Origin of the sequence: Rhodovulum sp. DZ06 (assembly GCF_050586345.1) — a bacterium.
Classification (GTDB): Bacteria; Pseudomonadota; Alphaproteobacteria; order Rhodobacterales; family Rhodobacteraceae; genus JBOCEF01.
Map to the genome: position 1 here is coordinate 18,700 of NZ_JBOCEF010000013.1, position 25,968 is coordinate 44,667.

General features: G+C 72.3%; 24 protein-coding genes. 17 read left to right on the forward strand and 7 right to left on the reverse strand.

The window, feature by feature from the left end:
- Positions 1-204: 204 nt before the first annotated feature.
- The gene (locus ACQ5SO_RS08070; RefSeq protein WP_430941075.1) at positions 205-1,521 is read right to left on the reverse strand and encodes an ATPase; all 1,317 of its coding nucleotides are present in this window, start codon (positions 1,519-1,521) and stop codon (positions 205-207) included.
- A gap of 275 nt (positions 1,522-1,796) precedes the next feature.
- Here ACQ5SO_RS08070 and ACQ5SO_RS08075 point away from each other — a divergent pair, with 275 nt between their 5' ends.
- A complete protein-coding gene (locus ACQ5SO_RS08075; RefSeq protein ID WP_430941076.1) occupies positions 1,797-3,896 on the forward strand; it encodes a hypothetical protein in 2,100 nt (699 codons plus the stop codon).
- Positions 3,897-3,900: 4 nt separating this feature from the next.
- Positions 3,901-5,529, forward strand: coding sequence for a hypothetical protein (locus ACQ5SO_RS08080; protein ID WP_430941077.1), 1,629 nt, complete (start codon positions 3,901-3,903; stop codon positions 5,527-5,529).
- A 152-nt stretch (positions 5,530-5,681) separates the two neighbouring features.
- Here ACQ5SO_RS08080 and ACQ5SO_RS08085 read toward each other — a convergent pair whose 3' ends face one another.
- Entirely contained in the window at positions 5,682-7,538 is a 1,857-nt protein-coding gene (locus tag ACQ5SO_RS08085; RefSeq protein WP_430941078.1) for a PHA/PHB synthase family protein, read from the reverse strand.
- Between the two features lie 262 nt (positions 7,539-7,800).
- On the opposite strand from ACQ5SO_RS08085, the gene ACQ5SO_RS08090 reads away from it, so the two are divergent.
- The 6 genes from ACQ5SO_RS08090 to ACQ5SO_RS08115 all read left to right on the forward strand — a co-directional run bounded on the left by ACQ5SO_RS08090 (position 7,801) and on the right by ACQ5SO_RS08115 (position 13,636).
- Positions 7,801-8,100, forward strand: coding sequence for a hypothetical protein (locus ACQ5SO_RS08090; protein WP_430941079.1), 300 nt, complete (start codon positions 7,801-7,803; stop codon positions 8,098-8,100).
- 191 nt (positions 8,101-8,291) lie between these two features.
- Positions 8,292-9,566 (forward strand): LL-diaminopimelate aminotransferase, encoded by a 1,275-nt coding sequence (locus ACQ5SO_RS08095; protein ID WP_430941080.1) that lies wholly within the window; start codon positions 8,292-8,294, stop codon positions 9,564-9,566.
- Positions 9,563-9,952 (forward strand): ribonuclease E inhibitor RraB, encoded by a 390-nt coding sequence (locus tag ACQ5SO_RS08100; protein WP_430941081.1) that lies wholly within the window; start codon positions 9,563-9,565, stop codon positions 9,950-9,952. The genes ACQ5SO_RS08095 and ACQ5SO_RS08100 overlap by 4 nt, the downstream gene beginning before the upstream one ends.
- Before the next feature lie 107 nt (positions 9,953-10,059).
- A complete protein-coding gene (locus ACQ5SO_RS08105) occupies positions 10,060-11,358 on the forward strand; it encodes a homoserine dehydrogenase (protein ID WP_430941082.1) in 1,299 nt (432 codons plus the stop codon).
- Between the two features lie 275 nt (positions 11,359-11,633).
- Positions 11,634-12,605 (forward strand): class II fructose-bisphosphatase, encoded by a 972-nt coding sequence (glpX, locus tag ACQ5SO_RS08110; protein WP_430941083.1) that lies wholly within the window; start codon positions 11,634-11,636, stop codon positions 12,603-12,605.
- 218 nt (positions 12,606-12,823) lie between these two features.
- Positions 12,824-13,636 carry a hypothetical protein gene (locus ACQ5SO_RS08115; protein ID WP_430941084.1) on the forward strand — a complete coding sequence of 271 codons (813 nt, stop codon included), beginning with the start codon at positions 12,824-12,826 and terminating at the stop codon, positions 13,634-13,636.
- Between the two features lie 204 nt (positions 13,637-13,840).
- Here ACQ5SO_RS08115 and ACQ5SO_RS08120 read toward each other — a convergent pair whose 3' ends face one another.
- Positions 13,841-14,263: a DUF7282 domain-containing protein gene (locus ACQ5SO_RS08120; RefSeq protein ID WP_430941085.1), complete on the reverse strand. Its 423-nt coding sequence runs from the start codon at positions 14,261-14,263 to the stop codon at positions 13,841-13,843.
- 235 nt (positions 14,264-14,498) lie between these two features.
- Here ACQ5SO_RS08120 and ACQ5SO_RS08125 point away from each other — a divergent pair, with 235 nt between their 5' ends.
- On the forward strand, positions 14,499-15,278 hold the full coding sequence (locus ACQ5SO_RS08125) for a YoaK family protein (protein WP_430941086.1): 780 nt from the start codon (positions 14,499-14,501) through the stop codon (positions 15,276-15,278).
- Here ACQ5SO_RS08125 and ACQ5SO_RS08130 read toward each other — a convergent pair.
- Positions 15,259-15,645, reverse strand: coding sequence for a cupin domain-containing protein (locus ACQ5SO_RS08130; protein ID WP_430941087.1), 387 nt, complete (start codon positions 15,643-15,645; stop codon positions 15,259-15,261). The genes ACQ5SO_RS08125 and ACQ5SO_RS08130 overlap by 20 nt on opposite strands.
- A 228-nt stretch (positions 15,646-15,873) precedes the next feature.
- Here ACQ5SO_RS08130 and ACQ5SO_RS08135 point away from each other — a divergent pair, with 228 nt between their 5' ends.
- The 8 genes from ACQ5SO_RS08135 to ACQ5SO_RS08170 all read left to right on the forward strand — a co-directional run bounded on the left by ACQ5SO_RS08135 (position 15,874) and on the right by ACQ5SO_RS08170 (position 21,948).
- Entirely contained in the window at positions 15,874-17,061 is a 1,188-nt protein-coding gene (locus tag ACQ5SO_RS08135; protein WP_430941088.1) for a thiolase family protein, read from the forward strand.
- Between the two features lie 4 nt (positions 17,062-17,065).
- A complete protein-coding gene (locus ACQ5SO_RS08140; protein WP_430941089.1) occupies positions 17,066-17,302 on the forward strand; it encodes a hypothetical protein in 237 nt (78 codons plus the stop codon).
- Between the two features lie 177 nt (positions 17,303-17,479).
- Complete coding sequence (locus tag ACQ5SO_RS08145) at positions 17,480-18,172, forward strand: dimethylsulfonioproprionate lyase family protein (protein WP_430941139.1); 693 nt, start codon at positions 17,480-17,482, stop codon at positions 18,170-18,172.
- Positions 18,173-18,224: 52 nt separating this feature from the next.
- Positions 18,225-18,629 (forward strand): rhodanese-like domain-containing protein, encoded by a 405-nt coding sequence (locus ACQ5SO_RS08150; protein WP_430941090.1) that lies wholly within the window; start codon positions 18,225-18,227, stop codon positions 18,627-18,629.
- A gap of 13 nt (positions 18,630-18,642) precedes the next feature.
- The gene (locus ACQ5SO_RS08155) at positions 18,643-19,773 is read left to right on the forward strand and encodes an acyl-CoA dehydrogenase family protein (protein WP_430941091.1); all 1,131 of its coding nucleotides are present in this window, start codon (positions 18,643-18,645) and stop codon (positions 19,771-19,773) included.
- A gap of 22 nt (positions 19,774-19,795) precedes the next feature.
- Positions 19,796-20,566 carry an SDR family NAD(P)-dependent oxidoreductase gene (locus ACQ5SO_RS08160; protein WP_430941092.1) on the forward strand — a complete coding sequence of 257 codons (771 nt, stop codon included), beginning with the start codon at positions 19,796-19,798 and terminating at the stop codon, positions 20,564-20,566.
- Positions 20,567-20,773: 207 nt separating this feature from the next.
- Positions 20,774-21,286, forward strand: coding sequence for a hypothetical protein (locus ACQ5SO_RS08165; RefSeq protein WP_430941093.1), 513 nt, complete (start codon positions 20,774-20,776; stop codon positions 21,284-21,286).
- A gap of 203 nt (positions 21,287-21,489) precedes the next feature.
- A complete protein-coding gene (locus tag ACQ5SO_RS08170) occupies positions 21,490-21,948 on the forward strand; it encodes a hypothetical protein (RefSeq protein ID WP_430941094.1) in 459 nt (152 codons plus the stop codon).
- 87 nt (positions 21,949-22,035) lie between these two features.
- Here ACQ5SO_RS08170 and ACQ5SO_RS08175 read toward each other — a convergent pair whose 3' ends face one another.
- The 3 genes from ACQ5SO_RS08175 to ACQ5SO_RS08185 all read right to left on the reverse strand — a co-directional run bounded on the left by ACQ5SO_RS08175 (position 22,036) and on the right by ACQ5SO_RS08185 (position 25,930).
- Positions 22,036-22,428: an RcnB family protein gene (locus tag ACQ5SO_RS08175; RefSeq protein WP_430941095.1), complete on the reverse strand. Its 393-nt coding sequence runs from the start codon at positions 22,426-22,428 to the stop codon at positions 22,036-22,038.
- Positions 22,429-22,604: 176 nt separating this feature from the next.
- Complete coding sequence (locus ACQ5SO_RS08180) at positions 22,605-24,632, reverse strand: lytic transglycosylase domain-containing protein (RefSeq protein WP_430941096.1); 2,028 nt, start codon at positions 24,630-24,632, stop codon at positions 22,605-22,607.
- A gap of 467 nt (positions 24,633-25,099) precedes the next feature.
- Complete coding sequence (locus ACQ5SO_RS08185; RefSeq protein WP_430941097.1) at positions 25,100-25,930, reverse strand: purine-nucleoside phosphorylase; 831 nt, start codon at positions 25,928-25,930, stop codon at positions 25,100-25,102.
- Between the last annotated feature and the right edge of the window lie 38 nt (positions 25,931-25,968).

Consider the following 25,968-nt stretch of genomic DNA (forward strand, 5'->3'; position numbering starts at 1 on the left):
GCTGACAACCCCCCCCCCCGCCCCCCTTCCCCGTAAACGGGCGGGGGGGGGGGGGGGCCCCCCCCCCCCCCCCCCCCCCCCCCAAACGCCCCCCCCCGCCGAAGGAAGGCCCGGCCGCAGGCCGGCGCCGACCGGAGGCAGGCGGCGGGAGGGAGAGCCCGCCCTCTCACCGCCGCGACCCGGCCCCCGCCCCCGGCCCCGCGGTCAGGCGTTCTCGTCCACGTGCAGGTTGTCCCAGGCGGCGTTGATATGCGGCACCCGCAGCGCCCGCCGCTCCCCGAGGTAATCGCAGGCGGCCAGCGCCTGGTCGATCAGGTAGGGCGCGTGATAGCCCGCGAAGCCGATCCCGGCCTTGGGGTAGAGCGTGTTGAGCAGATGCGCCAGCACCTCCTCCGTCGCCTCGACCTTGTAGCGCCGGGCCACGCGCAGGAAGATCTTGATGAAATCCTCGCGCGTCGGGCGGTCCACCAGGATCTTGTAGTAGATGCGGCGCAGACCGGCCGAATCCACCAGCGTCTGCGGCGGGATGTTGGTCGAGAAGATCAGCAGCGCGTCGAACGGCACCTGGAAGCTGAGGCCCGATTGCAGGTTGAGGTAGTCCACCCCCTCCTCCATCGGGACGACCATGCGGTTGATGAACTGCTGCGGCGTCTCCCGCTGGCGGCCCATGTCGTCGATGATCATCACGCCGTTGGACGCCTTCATGTGCAGCGGCGCCTGGTAGACCCGGGTCGTCGGGTTGAACGACAGGTCCAGCATCGCCACCGTCAGTTCCGCGCCCGTCACAACCGCCGGGCGGCGGCAGCGGATGTAGCGCAGGTCGGCGCCGTCCAGCGCGTCGAGCTCGTCCTGGTCCACCACGTCCAGCGGCTCCAGCGGCGTGTGCACGGTCGGATCGAAGAACAGGATCACCTCGCCCCCGACCTCGACCGCGTGCGGCACGTAGATCTCGCCGCCCAGCGCCCGCGTCAGCGCGTGGGCGTAGGAGGATTTGCCGTTGCCCGGCGGGCCGTAGAGCAGGATCGAGCGCCCGGAGTTCACCGCCGGGCCGAGCCGGTCGAGCATCCCTTCGGGGATCACCAGGTCGCCGAAGGCGCGGGCCAGCTGGTCGCGCCCGACCCGGTGGCTGCGCACCGATTGCGAGGCGATCATCGCCTTGAACTGGTCCAGCGGCACCGGCGCCGGGCCGGTGTAATCGAGCCGCGCGATGGCCTCGAGCGCCCAGGCGCGGCCCTTCTCGGTCAGCTCGTAGCGCATCTCCGAGCGCATGTCGCCGCCGAGCTGGCCGAGGGGCGCGATCAGCCGGTCGGTGCGCATCCCCTCCATCAGCTCGGCCACCACCGCGCCCGACAGGCGGGTGATGCGGCTGATCGCCGACAGCTTGTCGGCGCCGCGCCGGTACATCACCCGCGCGACAAGCTCCACCAGGAAGGGACGGGTCAGGCCCGTGTCCTCGATGGTCTGTGCGCCGAGGGGGGGCTCCGGCGTCTCGGCCCCCGGCGCGTCCGCCGTCATGTTCATGCGTTTTTCTCCGGCTTCTGTCCGGCCGCCGCCCGGTCTTCCGCCGGCCGCCCGGAGGGGGCGCGCCGGGCCGGGCGGTCCTTCGGCGCCAGTGAAGCCGAGCCCGGCCCCCGAGGCAAGCGCCCGCGGGCGCGCGGGACAATCTTGTCATGGAGGAGTCAGGGAAAATTGTTGATAGTGCGGGGGTGTTCAGGCCCCTGCGGGCCGCCAATACCTTCCCCGACCGCGCGCCGCCGCACATCAAGGCGCCCGGACCCGGACGAACGGAGCGTTTCATGAACCTGTTCTCGGACAAAGCCGCGGACGCGCCGGGCCGCGCCGCCAAGGATGCGCCCGCCCCGGGCGATGCGACCCCGGGCGATGCAAGGCCGGGCACCGGGGAGACCGCCGGGTCCGCGCCCGCCGGGTCCGCGCCCGCCGGGACCGAGGCGCCGGCCAGCCTGCCGATCCTCGACTACGCCGCCTATTACGAGGCCGCCGAGACGCCCCTGCCGCCCCCCGCGCCCGAACCGCAGCCGGGCGCCGCGAGCACCCGCCGCACCCGCCGCGCGGCGGGGGATGCCGAGACGGGGGACGCCGACGCGCGGCCCGGGGGGACCGCCGGGGCCGGGGCCGGGGCCGGGGGCGCCGAAGCGGACGCCGGGGCCGGGCGCCGTCCCGGCCCGCCGCCGCGGATCGCCGCCGGGACGGGCTGGGCGCTGCTGCTGGCCCTCTCGGCCGTCGCCGCCGCCCTGGCCGCGGCGCTGCTGGGCACGACGCAGATCTTCATGTCCGAGATGATCCACGACGTGCTGCACCTGATCGACGGCGCCCGCCGGATCGCCGTCGGGCAGGTCCCGCACGTGGACTTCCACACCCCGCTCGGGCGGCTCAGCTTCCAGCCGGTGACCTGGGCGGCCGAGCTGTTCGGGCTGAACTGGGACCGCGCGATCCTCGCCGCCAACGGCCTCGTGGCCGCGGCGCTGCTGCCGCTGCTGGTCTGGGCCGGGCGCTCGCGCCTCGGGTTCTGGCCGGGGCTGGGACTGGGGATCTTCTGCCTCTACCTGTGCTTCGCCCTGACCTGGCGCTTCGATTACGAGGCCTCGACCCTGGCGATGAGCTACAACCGCTGGGGCTGGGCGCTGGCGCTGCCGCTCTCGGTCCTGATGATCGTGCCGCCGCGGATGCAGTCCCGGCGCGCGGCGGACTGGGTGGACGCGGTGCTGATCGGCCTGGGGGCCGCGGCGCTGGTCTGGCTGAAGATCACCTATGCCGCGGGGGTCGCGCTGCTGTGGCTGGCCTGGGCGGCGGCGGGCGGGCGGCGCATGGTCGCGCTGCGCTCGGTCCTCGTCGGCATCCCGGCGATCGTGATCCCGGCGATCATCGTCGCGGGCGGCCCCGGCGCCGCCATCGGCATGGCCGAGGGCTATTTCGGCGACCTGATGGACGTGCGCAATTCCAACATCCGCGCCTCGGCCGGGGCGCCGCCGCTGGCGATCCTGGCCGCGCCGGTGCACGCGCCGCTGGCCATCATCTGGGTTGTCGCGGGGCTGCTGCTGCTGAAGGCGGGCCTGCGGCGCAGCGCGCTGATGTGGTTCGCGGCGATGGCCGGGACCACGCTGATCGCCTGGCAGAACTACGGCAACAACCAGGTCGGGCTGGTCGGCCTGGCCGCCTGCCTGCCGGTCTTCGCCGTCGTCATCGGCGCGGTGCGCCCGGACGTGAAGCTGGCCGGCATCCCCGCCGACACCGCCCTGCGCGCGATGACCGTCGCCGTGGCGCTGGTGGCGGCGCAGCAGGTGCTGCTGCTCAACCGCTCGATCTTCGTCGGCTACCGCGAGGCGGACGGCCTGCGCGAGCATCCCTTCGTCGCCCTCGGGGCCCCGGACCTCGCCATCAAGACCTCGCTGTCGGGGGTGGTGGCGGAGCAGTCCATCGTCCCGCCGCGCACGGCGCCCGAGAACCTCGCCCCCGACCAGCGGCGGCGGGAGCTGTTCGGCACCCTCGGCGCCCGCACGCTGGGCGGGCGGGAGTTCCCGGACTGCACCGTGCGCCGCGGCATCCCGCAGGTGCAGGAGGCGTTGCAGGAGGCGATCGCGGCCCGCCCCGCGCTGCAGGGCCGCACGATCCTGGTGGCCGACATCGTCAACCACATGTGGATGTCCGTCGGCGCCCCGCCGCAGGAGGGGGTGCAGATCTGGCAGTACTCGCCCCATGGCGACACCATCGCCGAGGCCGAGCTGTTCGCGGTGCCGACCTGCGCCATCGACACCTCCAACCGCAACCAGGCCATCGACGAGGCGCTGGCCCGCGGCGACCGGCTGACCAGCGTGCTGTCCCTGCCGCTGTGGGAGGTGTTCGAGACCGCGCCCGCCCTGCCCGCGCCGGGGAACTGAGGCGATGCCGCGTCCGGGAACCTTCCGGGGCGTGCTGGTCCCGCTCCTGATCGCCTGGGCGCTGCTGGCGGCGGTCGAGCTCGGGGCCGGGGCGCTTGCCGCCGCGACCTTCGAGGTCGACATGCTGCACTTGATGGAGGCGGCGATGCGCGGCCTCGAGGGGCAGCGGCCGCATGTCGATTACATCACCCCGATGGGCGACTTGTTCCTGGCGATGCTGACCGCGGGACGGGAGTGGTTCGGGCTGGGGCTCGGCGCCTCCTTCGCCTTCGGCAACGTTCTGGCAGGGGCCGCCGTGGTCCCGCTGGCGGCGCTGGCGGGGGCGGCGCGGCTGGGCAAGGGCCCGGGGCTGGCGTTGGGGCTGTTCGCGCTGCTGCTGGCGATGGCGCTGACGCCGAAGCTGGGCGCCTCGTCCGAGAGCTTCGCCATGGCCTATAACCGCTGGGGCTGGGCGCTGGCGCTGCCGGTCATGGCGCTGATGCTGCTTCCGCCGCAGGGGCCGCGCGCCCCGGGCCTGCGCTGGGCCGAGGGGCTGGCCGTCGGCGCCGCGATGGGCGCGCTGTTCTGGATCAAGGCGAGCTTCGCCGCCGGGCTGGTCCCGCTGTGGCTGGCCTGGGTCTTCGCCGCTGCGGGGGGCCGGGCGGCGGCGGCGAGCGCCCTCGCCGGGCCGCTGACCGCGCTGCTGGTCCCGGCGCTGGTCTATGCCGACCCCGCCGCGCCGCTGACCATGATCCCGGCCTATGTCGCGGATCTTCTGGGCGTCGCCGGATCGGCCTACCGGCCCGAACAGGTGCTGGGGCTGGCGAGCATCCTGTCCGCGCCCGACCGCATGTTGCTCTCGCTCGGGCTGCTGATCGGGGGGATGAGCCTCTTGCGCGCGGGGCTGCGGCGCCACGCGCTGCTCTGGGCCGTGGGCGCGGCGGGGATGATCGGGACCGCCTGGCAGAACCACCTGTCCGAGCTGACCGGCGCCTTCGCCTTCGCCGCCGTGCTGCCCGCCGCGGCCGAGGCGATGCGGCGGCAGGCTCCGGACGCGCTGGTGCTGGGCCTGCCCGCCCCGGCGGCGCTGCGGGTGATGGCGCTCTGCGCCGCGGCGCTGGGGGCGCAGCTTTCGGCCTATCACTTCCGCTCGGCCTTCAGCGGCTGGCACGCGGCGGGGATGGCGGAGACGGGGACGGAAGCGACGATCCGGCCCCTGCCCGGCGGCCCGGCGGGGGACATCGCCTTCACCCGCTTCGCCGAGGGGCCGACGGGCACGATGCTGGTTCCGCCGGGGCCGGTGGACCGGCTGCGCGGCGCCTGCAAGCTGGTCGGCGGCGTGCCCGAGACTCTGGAGGATCTGCGCGCCGCCGTCGCCGCGCGCCCGGACTTGCAGGGGCGGACGATGCTGGGGGCGGATATCGTCAATGTCGCGCGCCTCGCCGCCATGGCCCCGGCGCAGACGGGGGTGCAGATCTGGATGTTCGACATCCATGGCGACGCGCTGGACCGCGCCGACCTGCTGGCCGTGCCGGTCTGCCCCTTCGACACCGCCAGCCGCGCGCGGGCGCTGGACGAGGCCGAGGCGCGGGGGCTGGCGCTGACGCCGGTGCTGGAGACCCCGCTCTGGACGCTGCTCGCCGTCTCGCGCTGAGGCGGCGCTGAGGCGGCGCTGAGGCGGCGCTGAGGCGGCGCTGAGGCGGCGCTGAGGCGGCGCTGAGGCGGAGCTTCAGAGGTCCGGCGGATGCGACAAGGGCCCCGGGATCACGCCCGGGGCCCTTTTCTGCGTCTGTTCCTGCGCGCTTCTCAGCGCTTGTCGAAGCGCACCGCCACGTATTCGCCCGGCGCGTCGCACAGGGCCCCGTTGACGGCGCCCGGAACCCGCGCGTCGACCTTCTTGCCCGAGCGGCGGGCCAGCCACTTCTTCCACTCCGGCCACCAGGAGCCGGGGGTCTCCTCGGCGCCCTCCATCCACTCTTCGAACGTGGCGCAGGAGAGGTCCTTGTTGGTCCAGTACTGGTACTTCTTGGCCGCGGGCGGGTTGATGACGCCCGCGATATGGCCCGAGCCGGCGGCGACGAAGGTCATGTCGGCGTTGGTGTGGTTCAGCACGCCGCGATAGACCGAGGCCGCGGGCGCGATGTGGTCTTCCTTCGACACCTGGTGGAACACCGGCACGTCGATATCCGCCGGGGACACGCGCACGCCGCCGAGCGTCAGCTCGCCCGTCGTGAACTTGTTCCCGTTATAGAAGGTCTCCAGGTAGAAATGGTGGACCTTGGCGGGCATCGCGGTGCTGTCGGCGTTCCAGTACAGCAGGTCGAACGGGAACGGATCCTTGCCGAGGTAGTAGTTGTTGACCACGTAACCCCAGATCAGGTCCGAGGCCCGCAGCATGTTGAAGGCGTTGGCCATGGATTCGGCCGGGAGGTACCCCTTCTCCATCTGCTCGTCGACGATCTGCAGCGTCTGCTCGTCGACGAAGACCTGCAGCTCGCCCGCGTCCTCGAAATCGGTCAGCGCGGTGAAGGCGGTCAGGGACTTGACCCGGTTGTCGCCCATCTTGCGCATGTAGGCCAGCGCGGTCGAGGACATGGTCCCGCCGATGCAGTAGCTGGTGAGGTTGAGCTGGTCCTCGCCGGTCTCGGCCAGCACCTTGTCGATCGCCTCGAACAGCCCGGTGCGCATGTAGCTTTCCCAGGTCTCGTTCTTCTGCGCCTCGGACGGGTTGACCCAGGAGATGAGGAAGACCGAGAAGCCCTGGTCGGTCAGCCACTTGACCATCGACTTCTCGGGGTTGAGGTCGAGGATGTAGTACTTGTTGATCCAGGGCGGGCAGAACAGGATCGGCGTCGCGTAGACCTTTTCCGTGGTCGGCGCGTACTGGATCAGCTCCATCACGTTGTTGCGGTGGATCACCTTGCCCTCGGTCAGGGCCATGTTGCGGCCCACGGCGAAGGCGTCCATGTCGGTCTGCCGGATCAGCAGCTTGCCTTTGCCCCGCTCCAGGTCCTCGGCCATCATCTTCAGGCCGCGGACCAGGTTCTCGCCCTTCTGCTTGATCGTGGCGTCGATCACGTCGGGGTTGAGGGCGGCGAAGTTCGACGGGGACAGCGCCTCGATGAACTGGCGGGTGTAGAAGGCGACCTTCTTGCGGTCGCGGTCTTCCATGTCGCCGACCTCGACCGAGAGGTCCTGCAGGTACTTCGAGGTGAGCAGGTAGCTCTGCTTCATGTAGTCGAAGATCTGGTTCTTCTGCCATTCTTCGTTCTTGAAGCGCTTGTCGCCGCGGGCGGGCTCGACCACCGGGGCCTGCGGCTCGCCGAACCACGACATGGTCGCGCGGCGCCACAGCTCGAGCTGGTTGGTCCACAGCTGCATCGTGCGCTCGGCCACCTCCTGCGGGTGGGCCATCAGCGTCTGCTGCAGCTCCAGGAACGCGGGCATGGTGTTGAGCGGGTCGCCGTGGACCGGGTGGTCCTCGGACATGTTCTTCTGGAGCATCTTGAGCCAGATGTCGCGGCTCTGCTCCACCACCTGCGCCATGTTCTGCGCGAATTCGGCGGCGGTCTCCGCGCTTTCCTGCGCGGTCTTGGCCATATCTTCAGCGGCCGCGGCGGCCATGTCGTTCGGGGTGCGCGCGGCGGTCTGGTCGTCCTTCATGGCGTATCCTCCGTAGTCGCCTTGCTGTCGACCCGACGCGGACGGCTTCTGACGAGCGTGTTGCGCGGCCGGGTTCTCTCTGGCGCCGCGCACGCCGTGCCGGTATGGTCCCGCCATTATGACGAAGAACAGCCCGGCGCACAAACTCCACAGGCCCGCGCGACATGTTGAATGTTGCACTGCAACAGCCATGCCGCAATGCGGCAGAACGCCCGTCGCACGCGACGGGCGCGGGTTTTTTGCGCGTATCGGGCGTATTCGCATGGGAATCGCGCTGATCCTCTGCGCCCCGGCCCTGTCGGCCTGCGGCGTCGCGGGAGACGCTTTCGGCGGATACGACCTGCCGGAAACGGCGCGGGAGGTCCCGGACGGCCCCTGGCCGCGACTCGCCGACCATGATTTCCCGGACGAGGGGCCCGATCCCGCGGCCGGGCAGGCGCTGATCGCCGAGCTTTCCATCGACGCGGCAGCCGCCGCCGCCCGCGCCGAGGCGCTGGCAGGCCCGATCATGACCGAGGCCGAGGCTAAGCGGCTGCGCGACGCGGGGCGGCGCAGCCGGTAGGAAGATCGCCCCGCGAGCCGCGTCGCGCGCGCCGGACATGCTCCGGCCCCGCGCGGCGGCCTTGATCCTGGCGCGGACGGCGCCGCATCGCCTGCAGATCGGCCGAATTGGCCGCAGGCGCGCCCGAAAACCGGCCTGTGCTTGGCCGAGAATGCCGTTATAACCGCGCCCGAAACATTCGCGAGTCCGTCATGACCGACACCCCCGCCCTGGGCCACAACTCCCAGCCCGAGGAATTCTACCGCATCAAGCGGCTGCCGCCCTATGTCTTCGCCGAGGTGAACCGGCTGAAGGCCGAGTACCGCGCCGGCGGCATGGACATCATCGATTTCGGCATGGGCAATCCCGACGAGGACACGCCCAAACACATCGTCGACAAGCTGATCGAGACGGTCCAGAAGCCGCGCACGCACCGCTATTCGACCTCTCGCGGCATCCCGGGCCTGCGCAAGGCCCAGGCCGGCTATTACATGCGCCGCTTCGGGGTCGAGCTGAACCCCGAGACCGAGATCGTCGCCACGCTGGGCTCGAAGGAAGGCCTCGCCAACCTCGCCATGGCGATCACCGCGCCGGGCGACGTGATGCTGACGCCGAACCCGTCCTACCCGATCCATCCCTACGGGTTCATGATCGCGGGCGGCGCGCTGCGCCACATCCCGGCGCTGCATAACGGCGCGTTCGACCCCGAGGCGTATTTGCGCGAGGTCGACAAGGCCGCGCATCACACGGTGCCGAAACCGGCGGCGCTGGTGGTGAACTTCCCCAGCAACCCGACGGCGCAGGTCTGCGATCTCGACTTCTACACCGACCTGGTGGCGCTGGCGAAGAAGCACGGGATCTGGCTGCTCTCCGATCTCGCCTATGCCGAGATCTATTTCGACGACAACCCGCCGCCCTCGATCCTGCAGGTGCCGGGCGCCAAGGACGTGGCGTGCGAATTCACGTCGATGTCCAAGACCTATTCCATGCCCGGCTGGCGCATGGGCTTCGCGGTCGGCAACACGCGGCTGATCGCGGCGCTGACCCGCATCAAGTCCTATCTCGACTACGGCGCCTTCACGCCGATCCAGGTCGCCGCCGCCACCGCGCTGAACGGCCCGCAGGACTGCGTGGGCGAGATCCGCGCGCTCTACAAGAACCGCCGCGACGTGCTGATCGACGCCTTCGCGCGCGCCGGGTGGAACATCCCCTCGCCGCCCGCGACGATGTTCGCCTGGGCCCCGGTGCCGGAACCCTTCGCGCATCTCGGCTCGATGGCCTTCTCGAAGATCCTGCTGCGCGAGGCCGAGGTGGCCGTCGCCCCCGGCGTCGGCTTCGGCGAGTATGGCGAGGGCTTCGTGCGGCTCGGCCTCGTGGAGAACGAGCAGCGCATCCGCCAGGCCGCCCGCGGCGTGAAGAAGATGCTGGCCAATGCCGACGCCCTCATCGCGCGCGAGATGCAGGAACGCGAGGAGGCCGGCGCGTGAGCCGCGAGAACTTCAACGATCCCGGCGAGGCCTGGGACTGGGACGCCCAGCGCGCGGACACCGAGTGGGTGTTCCGCGACCTGAAGGGCAAGGGCATGGCCGAGGTCGGCATGTCCATCGACCTCGACATCCTGTTCGTCCCGCTCGAGGACGGCGGCGCCAATGCCGACGGCGCCGCCTGCGTCGCGGCCCTGAACAAGGCCGGTTTCGCCGCCGAGGCCTTCGAGGAGGACGGCGAGGTGCTGGTCGAGGCGACGGCGGAAGGGGCCGAGTTCACGCTCGACACCATCTGGTACGCCGAACGCAAAGCCACGGAAGTGGCGCTCAAACACGGCTACGCCCCCGATGGATGGGGCTTCGCCACGGACGACGCAGACGACGACTGAGCCGTCCATTTCCCTGCGCGCCGCTCCCCGGGCCTCCCGGGGGGCGGCGTTCGTTTCATGCCTTCCCGGGGGCGCGCCCCCCGGACCCGAGCCAAGGAAGACCCGCCATGACCGACCGCCAGACGCCTCCGCTCCGCCTCGGGATCGCCGGCCTCGGCACCGTGGGCGGCGGCGTGGTCGCCATCGTGCAGCAGCACGCCGCCCTGCTCGCCGCCCGCTCCGGCCGCCGGATCGAGATCACCGCCGTCTCCGCCCGCAACCGCTCCCGCGACCGCGGCGTCGACCTGTCGTCCTATGCGTGGGAGGACGACCCGGTCGCCCTCGCCCGCCGTCCCGACGTCGACATGCTGATCGAGGTGATGGGCGGCGAGGACGGCCCCGCGAAGGCCGCGATCGAGACCGCGATCGCCGAGGGCAAGCACGTCGTGACCGCCAACAAGGCGCTGATGGCGGTGCATGGCCAGGCGATGGCCGAGGGCGCCGAGGCCGCGGGCGTGGCGCTGCGCTATGAGGCGGGCGTCGCCGGGGGCATCCCGGTGATCAAGGCCCTGGGCGAGGGGCTGGCCGCCAATGGCGTCACCCGCGTCATGGGCGTGATGAACGGCACGTGCAACTACATCCTGACCGAGATGGAGAAGACCGGCGCCGACTACGCGGACGTGCTCGAGGACGCGCAGCGGCTCGGCTATGCCGAGGCGGACCCGAGCTTCGACGTCGGCGGCATCGACGCGGCGCACAAGCTGGCGCTGCTGGCCGCGCTCGGCTTCGGCACCCGCGTGGACTTCAAGGGCGTGGTGATCGAGGGGATCGAGCGGATCACGCTGGCGGACATCCGCCACGCCTCGGACATGGGCTTCCGCATCAAGCTTCTGGGCGTCGCGCAGATGACCGAGAACGGGCTGGAGCAGCGGATGACGCCCTGCCTGGTGCCCGCCGCCTCGCCCATCGGGCAGCTCGACGGTGTGACCAACGCGGTGCAGCTCGAGGGCGACATGGTCGGCGACGTGTTCCTGCAGGGGCCGGGCGCGGGGGCCGGGCCGACCGCCTCGGCGATCATGGCCGACGTGGTGGACGTGGCGCGCGGGCTGTCGGTTCCGGCCTTCGGGCTTCCGGCCGCGCAGCTGGCCGAGGCGCCGCGGGCGGGGGACCGGTCCTCGGCCGCCTTCTACCTGCGCCTGTCGCTGAAGGACCGCCCGGGCGCGCTGGCCAAGGTGGCCGCGGCGCTGGGGGAAGAGGGCGTGTCGATCCACCGGATGCGCCAGTACGACCATGACGGAGAATGCGCCCCGGTGCTGATCGTGACGCACGAGGCCCCGCGCGGGGCCATCGACGGCGCCATGGGCCGGATCGGCGCGATGGAGGAAAGCCTCGCCGCCCCGGTGGCGCTGCGGATCGAAGAGGTCTGAGGCGCTTCGCCGATGGGATGAGAGGGGGCCGCGGGGAACCGCGGCCCCTTTCGCGTTCGGGCGGGGGCGGCCCCGTCCCCTGCGGCGGCCCCGTCCCCTGCGGCCGCCCCCCGCGCCGTTCCCCGCCCCGCTACCCTGCGCCGCGCCCGGTTTCGCTTGGCCCCGGCGCCGCCCCCCGGTAAACCTTCCCACGCGCGCCGCGAGGCCCCGCGGCGCCCGATATTTTCGCCCGGCAAGGCCCGCCGGGCGCCGCAAACGACTTGAGGAGCCCCGCCATGTCCGACGCCAGCGAAGACATCTTTCTCGACCGCATGCTCTCGCTCGGGCTCGCCCGCGTGTCCGAAGCCGCGGCCATCGCCTCGGCCAAGCTGATCGGCCATGGCGACGAGAAGGCCGCCGACCAGGCCGCCGTCAACGCGATGCGCGAGCAGCTGAACATGCTCGACATCAAGGGCGTCGTCGTGATCGGCGAGGGCGAGCGCGACGAGGCGCCGATGCTCTATATCGGCGAGGAAGTCGGCAACGGGAACGGCCCCGCGGTGGACATCGCGCTCGACCCGCTCGAGGGCACCACGCTGACCGCCAAGGACATGCCCAACGCGCTGACCGTCATCGCCATGGGCCCGCGCGGCTCGATGCTGCACGCGCCCGACGTCTACATGGAAAAGCTGGCCATCGGCCCGGGCTTCCCGGTCGACACGGTGACCATGGAGATGACCCCGACCGAGCGGGTCGAGGCGCTGGCCAAGGCCAAGGGCTGCACCCCCTCGGACATCACCTGCTGCGTGCTGGAGCGTCCGCGCCACGAGGCGCTGGTGAAGGAGCTGCGCGCCACCGGCTGCGCCATCCGCCTGATCACCGACGGCGACGTCGCGGGCGTGATCCACTGCGCCGAGGCCGAGAAGACCGGCATCGACATGTACATGGGCTCGGGCGGCGCGCCGGAGGGCGTGCTGGCGGCCTCGGCCCTGAAATGCATGGGCGGCCAGTTCTACGGCAAGCTGCTGTTCCGCAATGATGACGAGATCGGCCGCGCCCGCCGCGCCGGGATCGAGGACCTGGACCGGGTTTACACCCGCGACGAGCTGGTGACCAAGGACGTGATCTTCGCCGCCACCGGCGTGACCAACGGCTCGATCGTGTCCGGCATCCGCAAGGATGGCGAGTACCTGGAGATGGAGACGATCCTGATGCGCTCCAAGACCGGGTCGGTGCGCCGCCTGTTCTACCGGACCAAGGACGTCTGATCGGCGCCCCTTCGCCCGCCCCGGCGGACCTGAACGCCCCCCCGCGCGCGCCTCGCGCGGGGGGGCGTTCTGCGTTTGCGGGGCGTCCCCGCGGCGTCTGCAGGGCGTGAGCGGGCCGCAACCGCCCGTCAAATCGCCCCGGGCGGCGGCGGGGCGGCTTGGCCCCGCGACCGGGCCGTGCTGCGCTGCGCCCAGCGTAGAAATGACGGGGGCGACGCGTGTCCAAGTACAACTCCGACGACGAAGAGGCCGAGGCGACGGCCGAGATCCTGGCGATGGCCCGCGCCGACATCGACTCGGGCCGCACCAGGGAAGGCGCCGAATACGATGTCGAGGCCTGGTGCGTTCCCGAATATCTCGACAGCCCCCCGGACCTCGCCGCCGCCCATGCCGCGCTCGGGGCCGCCGGGTATCGACACTGGACCCCGGAGGACCCGCCGGAGGACGAGAATTACGTGCTGGTCACGGTGCTGCCGCGGGTGGTGAACACGCCCGAGACCGTGCTGGCGGCGCTGCGCGCGCTCGACGCGCTGCTGGCCCCGGCCGAGGTGGTGACCAAGGCCTGGACCCTGCGCCCTCCCGCCCCCCGCACCGGCGAGGAGCTGCTGGCGCGCTGGAGCTTCGAGGGCCAGCGCAACCGCACCGCCTGGACCCGTGACCGGATCCTCCGCCGCGCCCCGCGCCGGAAGGGGGCGCCGCTGACGCTCGACCTGCAATTCGACCCGCTGCTGCCGGGCGCCGACTATGACGGTCTGATCGCGGCGCTGCGGGCCGAGGGGCTGGAGGCGGCGCGGATCGAGGGCGAGGCGGGCGACTGGATCGAGGCCTCGGCCCCGGACACCCCCTTCACGGTCGATGCGATCTGGGCGCTTGAGCGGCGGGCTTCGGAACTCGCCCTCCTCCACGGGTTCCAGCCCGACGGCTGGGGCGTGATGCTGCCGCCGCTGGGCGGGCTGGCGGGGCTGGAGGAGCGGGCGCGCAGCTGGCTGGACGTGATCTTCGGCGGGGGGCGGCGGATGCCGCTGGACTGAGACGCCGCCGGGCCGAGCCCTTCCCCGGGCGAAAAACGCCCCGCGCCGAAGAAACGGCGCGGGGCGCGACAGGGAGGGCCTCGATGGTCCGGGGCGCACGCCCCCCGGCGCCGCCCCGGACCGGCCGGGCAATCAATGGATCGAATGGCCTGCTGAAATCGGCGCCCGGCGACGCGCGCGCCGCCGGGCCTGGAAACGCTGCGCTTACTTCGCGGTGATCACGTCCATCACCAGCTTGCCGCCGGGCTTGATCGGGCCGTCCTCCTTGGCGCCGAGCGTGTATTCGAAGACGCCGGTCTGCATGCCGCCACCTTCGCCGTGGACCATCAGCATCAGCATGTCGCCGGGCTTGACCTCCTCGGTCAGGATCGCGGCGACGTCCATGGTCTCGCCCTTGCGCAGCGGGGCGTGGCCGACCACCGGGCCGGGCTTCATCGCGGCGTCGGTGCGGTGGACCACCAGCCAGCCATTGGCCGGGGCCATCACCTGCTGGGCGCTGACCACGCCGTTGGCGACGGACTGGTCCATGGCTTTCACGCCCGCATGCATGCCGTGATCGTCGGCAAGGGCGGCGGTCCCGGTCAGCATCAGGGCGGCGGCGGCGGCGGCGGTGGAGAAGGTCTTCATCATCAAGCTCCGAAATCTGTTGCGTGGGGGGCCGCCCGAGCGGCCCGGATGCAGGAAGACACGCAAGGCGCCCGGCGATGGTTTCAGGCCGCGACGAAAATTTTTCGCGCCCGGCCGGGGGGCGGGGCGTGCATTGCGGGTTGCGCCGCGGCGGCGCGGGGCGCGAGACTCGGCCCCGGCGCCCCCGTACACGCGGGGGCGCCCCCGTTTCCCCGGCCAAGGCCCGTCCCCGCCCATGCGTCCCACCGCCCCCCGTCCCACGCGGCTGCTGCTGCACCTGCGCCACCTCGTCGGCGCGCGGCGCAGCGCGGGGGCGGATGCGCGGCTGGCGGTGCTGCTGGCCGCGGTGGCCGGGGCGGCGAATGCGGGCGGGTTCATCGCGCTCGGCGAATATGCCAGCCACATGACCGGCTACCTGAGCCAGGCGGCCGACGGTGTGGCGCTGGGGCGGGGGGCGATGATCTGGACCGCCGTGCGCGCGGTCCTCGCCTTCACCTGCGGGGCGGCGCTGGCGCCGGTGCTGATCGGCTGGGCGAGGGCGCGGCGGCCGCGGGCGCTCTATGCCGCGCCGCTGGCGGTGCAGGGAGGGCTGCTGCTGGGCCTCGCGGCGCTGGGGCTGCTGGGGCCGGACTGGGACGCGGCCGAGGTGACGTTGCTCTGCTTCGTGATGGGGCTTCAGAACGCCACGATCACCCGCATCTCGGGCGCCGTGATCCGCACCACCCACGCGACGGGGATGGTGACGGACCTCGGGATCGAGCTGGGCTGCGCCCTCGGGCAGGTCCTGCCCTTCGTCGAGGTGCGGCGCCCCGACTGGGGCAAGGTCCGGCTGTTCGGCGCGGTGCTGGCGGCCTTCGTCGCGGGCGGGATCGTCGGCGGCCTCGGCTACGGCGCGGTCGGCACGTCCTTCTCGGCCCCGCTCGGGGCGCTGCTGCTGGCCATCGCCGTCCCGCGGCTGGCGGCGGGACGGCGGCGCGCGGCGGACGCGGGCGGGATCACTCCGCCGGAACGTTGAGCGGCTTGCCCTTGTCGACCACGTGGGTGGTGATGACCACCAGCACCTGGCCGGTGTTGTTGGTCAGCCCGCCATGCACCAGCCCGCGCGGGAAATGCGCGGTCATGCCGTCCGAGAACGGGATCTCCTTGCCATTGCCCGCGGTCAGCATCCCGCCGGTTTCGACATAGAGGAACTCGTCCCCGTGATGGGTGTGGCGGGGCACGGTCGCGCCAGGCTTCAGGGTCAGGCGCGCGACCCGCACCTCGGTCCCCTCGACGCCGGCGAGGTCCACGCGGCGCAGCTCCTCGCGCAGCGGGGCGGGATCTTCGGCGAAGGCGGGGGCGGCGAGGCCGAGGACCAGCGCGGCGGCGGCGATGCATTTCATGACTATTCCCTCCCAGGACGGTCCGGGGGCGGACCGGCTGGGGGCATCATGGCCGCAGCGGAAAAGTTTACGCAACGTTTTCGCAGGCTTTCGAAACCTCTGGCATCCTGCGCGGCGGCGCCGTTCCCTGTGGTTGATCGCGCCCGGGGATGGGAGTACCGTGCGCGCAACAATTGAACGCTTGTTCACCGGCAGCAGACCGGGCCCGAGCGACAAGGAGGACCCGCCATGACCACCGAAGATCCCGTCGTCATCGTCGGCGCCGCCCGCACCCCGATGGGCGGCTTCCAGGGGGAGCTGTCCGCGCTGACGGCCTCCGAGCTCGGGGGCGCCGCGATCAAGGCGGCGCTGGAGCGCGCGGGCGTCGAGGCGACCGCCGTCGACGAGCTGCTGATGGGCTGCGTGCTGCCCGCGGGCCAGGGCCAGGCGCCCGCCCGCCAGGCCGGGTTCCACGCGGGCCTGGGCGAATCCGTCCCCGCCACGACGCTCAACAAGATGTGCGGGTCGGGCATGAAGACGGTGATGGCCGCGCATGACCAGATCCTCGCCGGCTCGGCGAAGGTGATGGTCGCGGGCGGCATGGAATCGATGACCAACGCGCCCTACCTGCTCCCGAAGATGCGCGGCGGCGCGCGGCTGGGGCATGGCGAGGTGAAGGACCACATGTTCCTCGACGGGCTCGAGGACGCGTATGAGCCGGGCCGCCTGATGGGCACCTATGCCGAGGACTGCGCGACGAAGTTCCAGTTCACCCGCGAAGCGCAGGACGAATACGCGCTGCGCTCGCTGTCCAACGCGCTCGAGGCCGGGAAATCCGGCGCCTTCGCCGGGGAGATCGCCGCCGTGACGGTGAAGACCCGCAAGGGCGAGGTGACGGTGGCCGAGGACGAGCAGCCGAAGAACGCCCGCCCCGACAAGATCCCCACCCTGAAGCCCGCCTTCCGCAAGGACGGCACGGTGACGCCCGCCAACTCCTCCTCGATCTCGGACGGCGCCGCGGCGCTGGTGCTGATGCGCAAATCCGAGGCCGAGGCGCGGGGGCTGCCGATCCGCGCCACCATCCGCGGCCATGCCTCCTACGCCGCCGCGCCGGGCGACTTCCCCACCGCGCCGGTGCCGCCGATGAAGGCGATGCTGGAGCGTTGCGGCTGGTCCGTGGAGGACGTGGACCTGTGGGAGGTGAACGAGGCCTTCGCCGTGGTGCCGATGGCCGCCGAGGCGATGCTGGGCATCCCGCGCGAGAAGCTGAACGTCAATGGGGGGGCCTGCGCGCTCGGCCATCCCATCGGCGCCTCGGGCGCGCGGATCCTGGTGACGCTGCTCCATGCGCTCGAGACCCGCGGCGGCAAGCGCGGCATGGCGGGCATCTGCATCGGCGGCGGCGAAGGCACGGCCGTCGCGCTCGAATTGGAGTGAGGCAATGGCTAGGATCACGTCTTTCCACGAGGGTCAGCACAACCCCAATGCACGGCCGCATACCGAAACAGAATGCAGCTTCTCCTTTGTGGAAGTGCATGGCGAGCCGATGGTGAATCTCGCTACGTTCGGCTCGAAAGACCGACAGAAGAAGGGTTCCACGAGCCAAACTATCCAGCTCGACAGAGAGGCCGCATTGGCCTTGGTCGAGATTCTTCGACGGCAGTTTGATGACATCTGAAGAGCGGCCATGAGTAGCGAGAAAGGGGGCGTTTCTCCGCCTGCCAAAGAGGCGGCCCCGGGCTTCGACCCCGAGGCGCAGGCCGTCGGCGACACCGCCCAGGCCGAGGCGCTGGCGCAGGGCATCGCCCCTGCCGCCGCCGCCGAGGTCGGGGCGGCGGCCGCCGCCGCGGCGGACATGTCGGCGGCGGAGTATGCCGAGCTGCGGCTGTCGGACCGGCCCGACTGGCTTTACCTGCTGCGGGAGTTCCAGGAGCTGTACCGGCGGCGCAGCGCGGGCGGCTCCAAGCCGATCCGCAGCCACATGAAGGCCGTGCGCGACGCCATCGGCAAGGTGATCGCCGCCGACGCCCCGGTGCGCCCGCGCGCGCCCGAGACCAAGCCCGTCACCGCCCATTTCGCCCGCGCGCTCGACAACGGGCGGATGCAGGTCACGGGATCGGTGGTGCGCAGCCTCGAGCATGTCGCGCCCGAGCTGTCCTGGCTCTACGGCTATGACAAGGTGCCCGCGGGGCTGGGCCGCAAATACGCCTATGCCGAGATCGCCGGGCCCTTCGGCCCGGTGGTGTCGGAACACGTGATCCTCGGGCTCGTGCTGTTCGGCCCGTCCTGCACCTACCCGGCCCATGCCCATGACGGGCTGACCGAAAGCTACGTCACCCTCTCGGGCTCGGTGTCCGAGAACGACGCGGGCGTGTTCGCCCCCGGCTCGCTGATCTTCAACCCGCCGGGGCGCACCCACCGCATCACCACCGCCGACCACGAACCCTCGCTGCTCGCCTATGCCTGGCATGGGCCGGCCGAGGTTCTGTCGGGCCAGAAGATGGTCTTTTCCCGCCCCCGCGGCGCGCGAAAAAGATCATCGACATAAATGTTCACTCGCATAACAATGCGCCGCTGATCCGGGCCGGGGAGGGCCGACCATGACCGCACCGAAAAAGACGCTGACCGAGATGCTGGCCGAGGCCGAGGCGGCGGTGGAGACGCTGACCGTCGAGGAGGCGCAGCCGCTCCTGGGCGTCGACGGGATCACCTTCGTCGACATCCGCGACGTGCGCGAGCTTCAACGCGACGGGATCGTGCCGGGCGCCTATCACGCCCCGCGCGGGATGCTGGAATTCTGGATCGCCGAGGACAGCCCCTACACCAAGGACGTGTTCCAGACCGGGAACAAGTTCGTCTTCTTCTGCGCGGGCGGGCTGCGCTCGGCCCTTGCAGCCCAGGTGGCGCAGACGCTGGGCCTGGAGGTGGCGCATGTCGAGGGCGGCTACGGCGCCTGGAAGAAGGCGGGCGCCCCGACCGCGCCCAAGCCCGAAAAGAAGGGCTGAGGGGGGGACAGGAATGCTGACTGAAGAACAGGAGATGATCCGGGACGCGGCGCGGGCTTTCTCGCGCGACAAGCTCGCCCCCGGGGCCGAGGCGCGGGCCGAGGCGGCGCTGATCGAACCGGAGGTGCGGGCGGAACTCGCCGCGCTCGGGTTCCTTGGCATGACCATCGACCCGGACTGGGACGGGGCGGGGGCGGACTACGTCTCCTACGCCTTGGCGCTGATGGAGATCGCGCATGGCGACGGGGCCGTGTCGACCATGGTGTCGGTCCACAACGCGCCGTTCCTCGCCATCCTCGACCGTTTCGCGAGCGCGGAGCAGAAGGAGCGCTGGCTGCGCCCCGCCGCGCGCGGCGAATTCATCGGCTGCTTCGCGCTGACCGAGCCGCAGGCGGGGTCCGACGCGGCGGCGGTGAAGACGCGGGCCGAGAAGTCGGGCAATGGCTGGAAGATCAACGGCGCCAAGCAGTTCATCTCCTCGGCCCGGATCGGGGGGGCGACGATCCTCTTCGCCGTCACCGATCCGGCGGCGGGCAAGAAGGGCATCAGCGCCTTCATCGCCCCCAATGACGCCGAGGGGTTCCATGTCTCGAAGGTCGAGGCGAAGTCGGGCCAGCGGGCCTCCGACACCTGCGCGCTGGCCTTCGACGACCTCGCGCTGCCCGCCGACGCGCTGATCGGGGCCGAGGGCCAGGGCTACGCCATCGCCCTGTCGTCGCTTGAAACCGGCCGCATCGGCATCGCCGCCCAGTCCGTGGGCATGGCGCAGGCCGCCTTCGACCACGCGCTGGCCTATGCCCGCGAGCGCCAGTCCTTCGGCAAGCCGATCTTCGAGCACCAGGCCGTGCAGTTCCGCCTCGCGGACATGGACACCCAGCTCGAGGCCGCGCGACAGATGGTGCTGAACGCCGCCCGCATGAAGGACGCCGGCATCCCCTGCCTGCGCGAGGCCGCGATGGCCAAGCTCTTCGCCTCGGAAATGGCCGAGCGCGTGTGTTCCGACGCCATCCAGGTCCTGGGCGGCTACGGCTATCTCTCCGACTACCCGGTCGAGCGGATCTGGCGCGACGTGCGCGTCTGCCAGATCTACGAGGGCACGTCGGACATCCAGAAACTGATCATCGCGCGCCAGATGGGCGCGTGACCCTGAACGGGAGGAAAAAACAATGAAGCTTTCCAGCGAAATCGCCGCCGTCATCACCGGCGCCGCCTCGGGCCTCGGCGAAGCCACCGCGCGCCGCCTGGCCGCCGAGGGCGTGAAGGTCGCGATCTTCGACAAGAACGCCGAGCTGGGCGAGGCCGTGGCGAAGGAGCTCGGCGGCGTGTTCTGCGACGTCGACGTGACCGACCCGGCCAGCGTCGCCGCGGGGTTCGAGAAGGCCCGCGCCGCCCATGGGCAGGAGCGGATCGCCATCAACTGCGCCGGCGTCGGCTGGGCGGCCAAGACCATCGACCGCGAGGGGAACCCGCACAACGCGGACATGTTCCTGACCACGCTGAAGATCAACCTGTTCGGCACCTTCAACGTCGCCTCGCAGGCCGCCGCGGGCATGGCCACGGCCGAGCCGCTGACCCAGGACGGCGAGCGCGGGGCGATCGTGAACACCGCCTCGGTCGCCGCCTTCGACGGGCAGATCGGGCAGATCGCCTATTCGGCGTCGAAGGGCGGCGTGGTGGGCATGACCCTGCCGATGGCGCGCGACCTGTCGCGCACCGGCGTGCGGGTCAACACCATCGCCCCGGGCCTGTTCCTGACCCCGATGCTCAAGGGTCTGCCGCAGGAGGCGCAGGACAGCCTCGGCGCCCAGGTGCCGTTCCCGGCGCGGCTCGGCGATCCGTCGGAATACGCGGATCTGGCGCATTTCATGGTCACCAACCCGATGATCAACGGCGAGACCGTGCGCCTCGACGGCGCGATCCGCATGGCGCCGAAATGATCGGCGCGGGCCGAATGGCGCCGAAGTGATCGGCGCGGGCCGCGGGACGTCGGGGCCATCCGCCCGGGCGCCTGGGGGCGCATCATGTTGAAAGCAAAGGGGCGGCGCAGCGATGCGCCGCCCCTTTCGCATCCGCGGGCCCGGGCCTATATCGGCTGCAGGGGCGGCGGCGCCATGCCGGCGGACGCCGCCCGGCAGGAGACCGCCATGCACGCCCCCTCCCCCATCCGCTCCCCCATCCGCGCCGCCCTGCTTCCCCTCGGCCTCGCGCTCGGCCTCGGCGCCTGCGCCGCGCCGCTGGGCACCGCGCCGCTGCCGGACCGCCCGGTCGACGACGGCTTCACCCTCTCCGAGCACGGCGTTCCGGGGACCGACCTGCGGATGCAGTACTGGTCCCGCGCCGCCGAGCACGAGGGGCGGCTGGCGGTCTGCTCGGCCGTGGCGGTGCACCTCGCCCACGCGCCCTACGCCCGGGAGACGGCGCAGCGGATGATCGCGGGCGCCCGCGCGGTGATCGAGGGCGAGACGGCGCTGCGCGGCATGGGCGGCCGGGTGACGGCGGTGTATGATCGCAGCCTTCCCCGCCCGAAAACGGCGACCTGCGTCGCCACCGAGCTCCCCTGGCGCTGGGACGCCGCGCCGGAGGTGGTGGTGAAGCCGCCGCGCTCGGTGTCGCTGGGCAAGCGCGGGTTCGAAGGGGCGCCGATCCTCCTGCCCTGACCCGCGCCCGGCGCGCCCGCCCGACGCCCGCCCCGGCCCCATCGCGCGCCCGCCGCGCCCCCGCACCCCGATCCGGGCCGCGGGGCGTGAACGGGTGCGCGGCGCAATTGACGCCACGGCCGAAAACGCGCGGTTGCGGCCGAACAGGCCGCCCGCCATGGTCGGCGACCTGAACGATTTCCCGGGAGGGAGAGGTCATTTCCATGCGCCTTCACGCACGCATCTGCGCGGGCCTCGCCGCCGCGGCGCTGTCCGGCTGCTCCGGCGCCGCCGGGATCGCCCAGCGCCCGGCCGAGGACCGCGACGTCGATTTCACCTACCGGACCTACACCCAGAACTGGACCGCGGGCGACACCTACAAGCACTGGTTCCGGGCGTATAACGACGGCTACAGGATGACCATCTGCGGCGCGACGGCCTACAGGACCGGCGCCTCGCTGTTCGAGGACGAGGTCGCGCGGATGATCCTCGACCGCACCCGCCTGCGGGTCGGGAAGGACACCCTGTTCACCGGGGTGCGGGAGCGGTTCAACGTGGTCGAGGACCCCGGGCTGGCCCGCCCGGCGCGCGCGAAATGCACCGCCACCGACCTGCCCTTCACCGTGAACGGGTCGGAGGCGCTGTCGATGCAGGGTCCGCGCCGGATCAGCTATGGAAGCTGAGCCGCGCCGGCGCGGGGGGGAGCGAACGAAAAGGGGCCGGGGCGCATCCACGCCCCGGCCCTTTTTTCCGGCGAAGGATCGCCGCGATCAGTTGTTGGCCAGGATGTCCACGATCAGGCTGGTGGCGGTGGCGATCAGGAACAGCTCGCCATCCATCCGCACGTAGACATGGCCGCGCGGCGGCGGCGCCAGGCCGCGGTCGCGCCAGCCGTCGATGATCACGTAACGGTCGCGCGGGGCATGGTCGCCGCGGGCCCAGCGGCGGCGCTCCTCGTGGCGATGGTCATGGCCATAGCCCTTCTCGGCGCAGCGGCCCTGCTTGGCGAGGCCCGGCGGGCAGCCCTTGGGCGCGGCGACGGCGACGGATCCGCCGAGCACCGGGGCCACCGGCCCGAGCGCGAGGCCCGCCGCGACCGCCGCGGCGCCGAGCGCCCGGGCGGAGGGAAGAACGGATTTCAGGGTCCTGGCATGCAGGCGCATGGGAAGCTCCTTTCATCAATCATCCGGCCGTCAAAGACGCGAAGGGGCCCGGGCGCGCCGGGTCCCTCCCGCGCGTCCGGGCCCCCTCAGGCCGTGACGTTCACTTAATGCGCCGCGCGGCGGCCTCAAGGCGCCGCAGCGTCAATCAGCGCATCGATCACCGCGCCGACATCCGGTCATTCGCCCAGCAGGGCGGCCATGCGCGGCGGCTTCGGGGCGCCGGCGAGGCGCACCTCGTAGACATGCATCCCCTCGATCACCCGCTGGACGTAGTTGCGGGTCTCGCGGAAGGGGATCGTCTCCATCCAGTCGACCATCGCCTCGACCCCGCGGCCCCGCGGGTCGCCATAGCGTTCGAGCCAGGTGCGCACCCGGTGCGGCCCCGCGTTGTAGCCCGCGGCGACGAGCGGATAGGCGCCGAATTCCTCGATCAGCCAGGACAGGTAGGTGCGCCCGAGGGTGGCGTTGTAGCGCCAGTCCTCGGTCAGGCGGTTGAATCCATAGGGAATGTCCAGCTTGCCCGCGACCAGCTTGGCGGTTCCGGGCATCAGCTGCATCAACCCGCGGGCGCCGGCGGGAGAGATGGCGCGGGGGTTCAGCTCCGTCTCCTGCCGCGCGACGGCGAGGGCGAGGGCGACGGGGACCGGGCCGTCATGGCGCGCAAGCTCGGTCACCGGGTAATAGGCGGCGGGCAGCAGCCCGCCCTCCCGCGCCGCCATCTTGGCGGTGCGCACGGCGATGTCGGGGCGGCCGATCTCCAGCCCCAGCCCGGCGAGGGCGGCGAACTGCGTCTCTCCGCGCGCCTCTCCGGCCAGCGACAGGAAGAACCAGCGCGCCAGCCGGTCCTCTCCGGCCGCGTGCAGCAGGAGGGCGGCGCGCATCAGGTGCGGGGGGCCGAACTCCACCTCGGGCATGTGCGGCACGGGGTATTCGGCGATCAGCACCGGGTCGGGGGCGCCGCCGAGCTTCTCGGCGGCGAGCTGGCCGTAGAAGCTGGTCTGGTGCAGGGCGGCGGCGGCATAGGCCTCGCGCGCGTCCGCGGTCCGGCCCAGCGCGTCGAGCGCGCGGCCCCGCCAGTAGCCCGCGCGGCCGAGGGAAATGGGCGTCTCGACGGCGGCGGCGAAGCGCTCGAAATGGGTCAGCGCGCGGTCGGGCCGGTCCAGGAAGCGCAGCGACAGCCAGCCCGACAGCCATTCGAGGTCGGCATAGTCCGACCCCTCGGACAGGTGGTGGCTGGAGGCGATGCGGTAGGCATGGGCGTATTGCCCGTCCCGCTGCGCCTGGCGGGCGAGGATGCGGCGCCGGTCGGCCCAGACCTCCGGGCGGCCGAGGGCGGCGGCGGAGGCGGAGCGTTCCAGCAGCATCTCCTCGGCCCCGTCCCGCAGGCCGCGGGACCAGCGCCAGTCGAACCGCTCCCACGCCAGGCCCGGGTCGTCGGCGTAGCGGGCGGGGACGGCGGCGACCAGCCCGTCGACGCCGCGCGCGCGGGCGTTGAGGCCGGAGCGGGCGCGGGCGAGCGCCTGTTCGGCGGGGCCGAGCCGGGCGGCGGCGCGCTCCGCCTCTCCGGCGAGGCCGCGCCACAGGAGCATGTCGAGCCGCTGCCAGTGGAGCTTCGAGAGGGTCTGCGGATGGGCGGCGAGGAGGGCGTCTTCCTCGGAGGGGGTGAGGGAGAGCTCCGTCCAGGCGCGGGCGGCCTCGGCCTCGGCCGCCGCGCGGTCCCCCGCGGCGGCGAGGGCGCGGGACAGCGCGAAGGCGCCGATGCCGGTGCGGGGGGCCTCGGCCTCGAAGAAGCGGCGGATGGCGCCCGCGGGCAGGTTGGGGGGCATGGCCCGCTCGGCCTCGGCCCGCAGGCGGGAGGCGCCGGGCCAGCCGGAATGATCGGCCAGGAAGGCGGCGTAGTCGGACCAGGAGGGGGTCCCCTCGCGCAAGGACAACCAGTCGGCGAGGGCCCTGGCGGCGGGGTCGGAGGCCGCGGCGGCGAGGGCGCGCAGGGCGTCGATCTCGCCCCCGTTCGCGGCCTGGACCATGGCGGCGACCGAGGCGGCCTCGGAGGGCGAGGGGCGCGCGACCTTCGCCGCCGCGGGAACGGCGAAGGCGAGGGCGAGCGCGAGGCCGGCGGAGGCGGCGGCGCGCAGGGCGCGGCCGCGCGGCGCGGCGCGGGCGGCCCGGGCGTCGGCTGCCGGTGCGGCGGATTCGGGTGTCATGACTGCTGCGATCCCCATTCGTGTTTTGGGAAACGCTAACACGGCGGCCTTGGGCGCGCGATGAAGGCGCGCGCGCGATTTCGTGAGCCGAAGCGGGGGCGCGGGGAATGGGATGGAGGGCATGAAGGGAGGGGGGAGCGCGTCGCCTCGGGGGGCGCGGGGCCCCCGCTCGGCCCCGCGCGCCGCGCCGGGGCGCGGCGAGGCGCCCGGGATGGCTGGCGGGGGCGCGGGACGGCGCGCGGCGGGACCCTGCCGAGACGCGCCTGAAGGGAGGGGCCTCCCTTCAGGTCGCAGGTCCAAGGGTCGGTCGGCCCCGGACCGCGTCAAGGACAAGCGGGCTGCGCCCGTCGCCCGCGCCTGCGGCTTGGCGATCCTTGACCCGGCCCGGCGCCTCTCGCGTGGATGGCGGGCCGGGGCGCGGCAGGCGCGCCGGGGCGGTGCAGGCCGGGGCCGTCAGCCCCCTGCGCTCAGGGCAGTTTCGGCAGAAGTTCCGCGAGGATGGCGGCGATGCGGCGCCCGGCATGGGCGGCGTTCTCCAGCACCTCCTCGATCGTGTCGGGCTGCTGCTCCGGCCCGCCATCGGCGGCGTTGGTGATGGCCGAGAGGCCGACGCAGCGCATCCCGCAATGGACCGCCGTCACCGCCTCGAGCACCGTGGACATGCCCACCGCGTGCGCGCCGATGGAGCGCATCCAGCGCCGCTCGGCCGAGGTTTCCAGCGACGGGCCGGCGATGCCGCAATAGATGCCGGAGGGGAGATCTTCTCCCGCCGCATCCGCCGCCGCCAGAGCCAGCGCCCGCAGATCCGGGTCCCAGGCGCGGGACATGTCGGGAAAGCGCGGGCCGAGGGCGTCGTCATTCGGCCCGGTCAGCGGGTTCACGCCGGTGAAGTTCAGGTGATCCTCGATCAGCATCGGAACGCCGGGCTTCAGCGCGGGGTCCAGCGCCCCGGCGGCGTTGGTGGCGACCAGGGCGTCGGCCCCCATCCGCCGCATCAGGCGCACCGGCAGGGCGATGTCCTGCGCGCTCCACCCTTCATAGAGATGCACGCGCCCCTGCATCAGCGCCACGCGCCGCCCGTGCAGCCGCCCGATCACGAAGCGCCCTTCATGCATCGGCGCGGTGGAGACGGGGAAATCCGGGATCTCGCCATAGGGGACGAAGACCGGGTCCTCCACCGCCTCGGCCAGCTGGCCAAGGCCGGAGCCGAGCACCAGCGCGACCTCGACGGGATCGCCGATGCGCGGGGCGACGGCCTCCCAGGCGGCGGAAAGACGGGCGGATTGATCGGGAAGCATGGCGGCTCCGTTTGTGATCACAGGACTGTCGGCGGTGT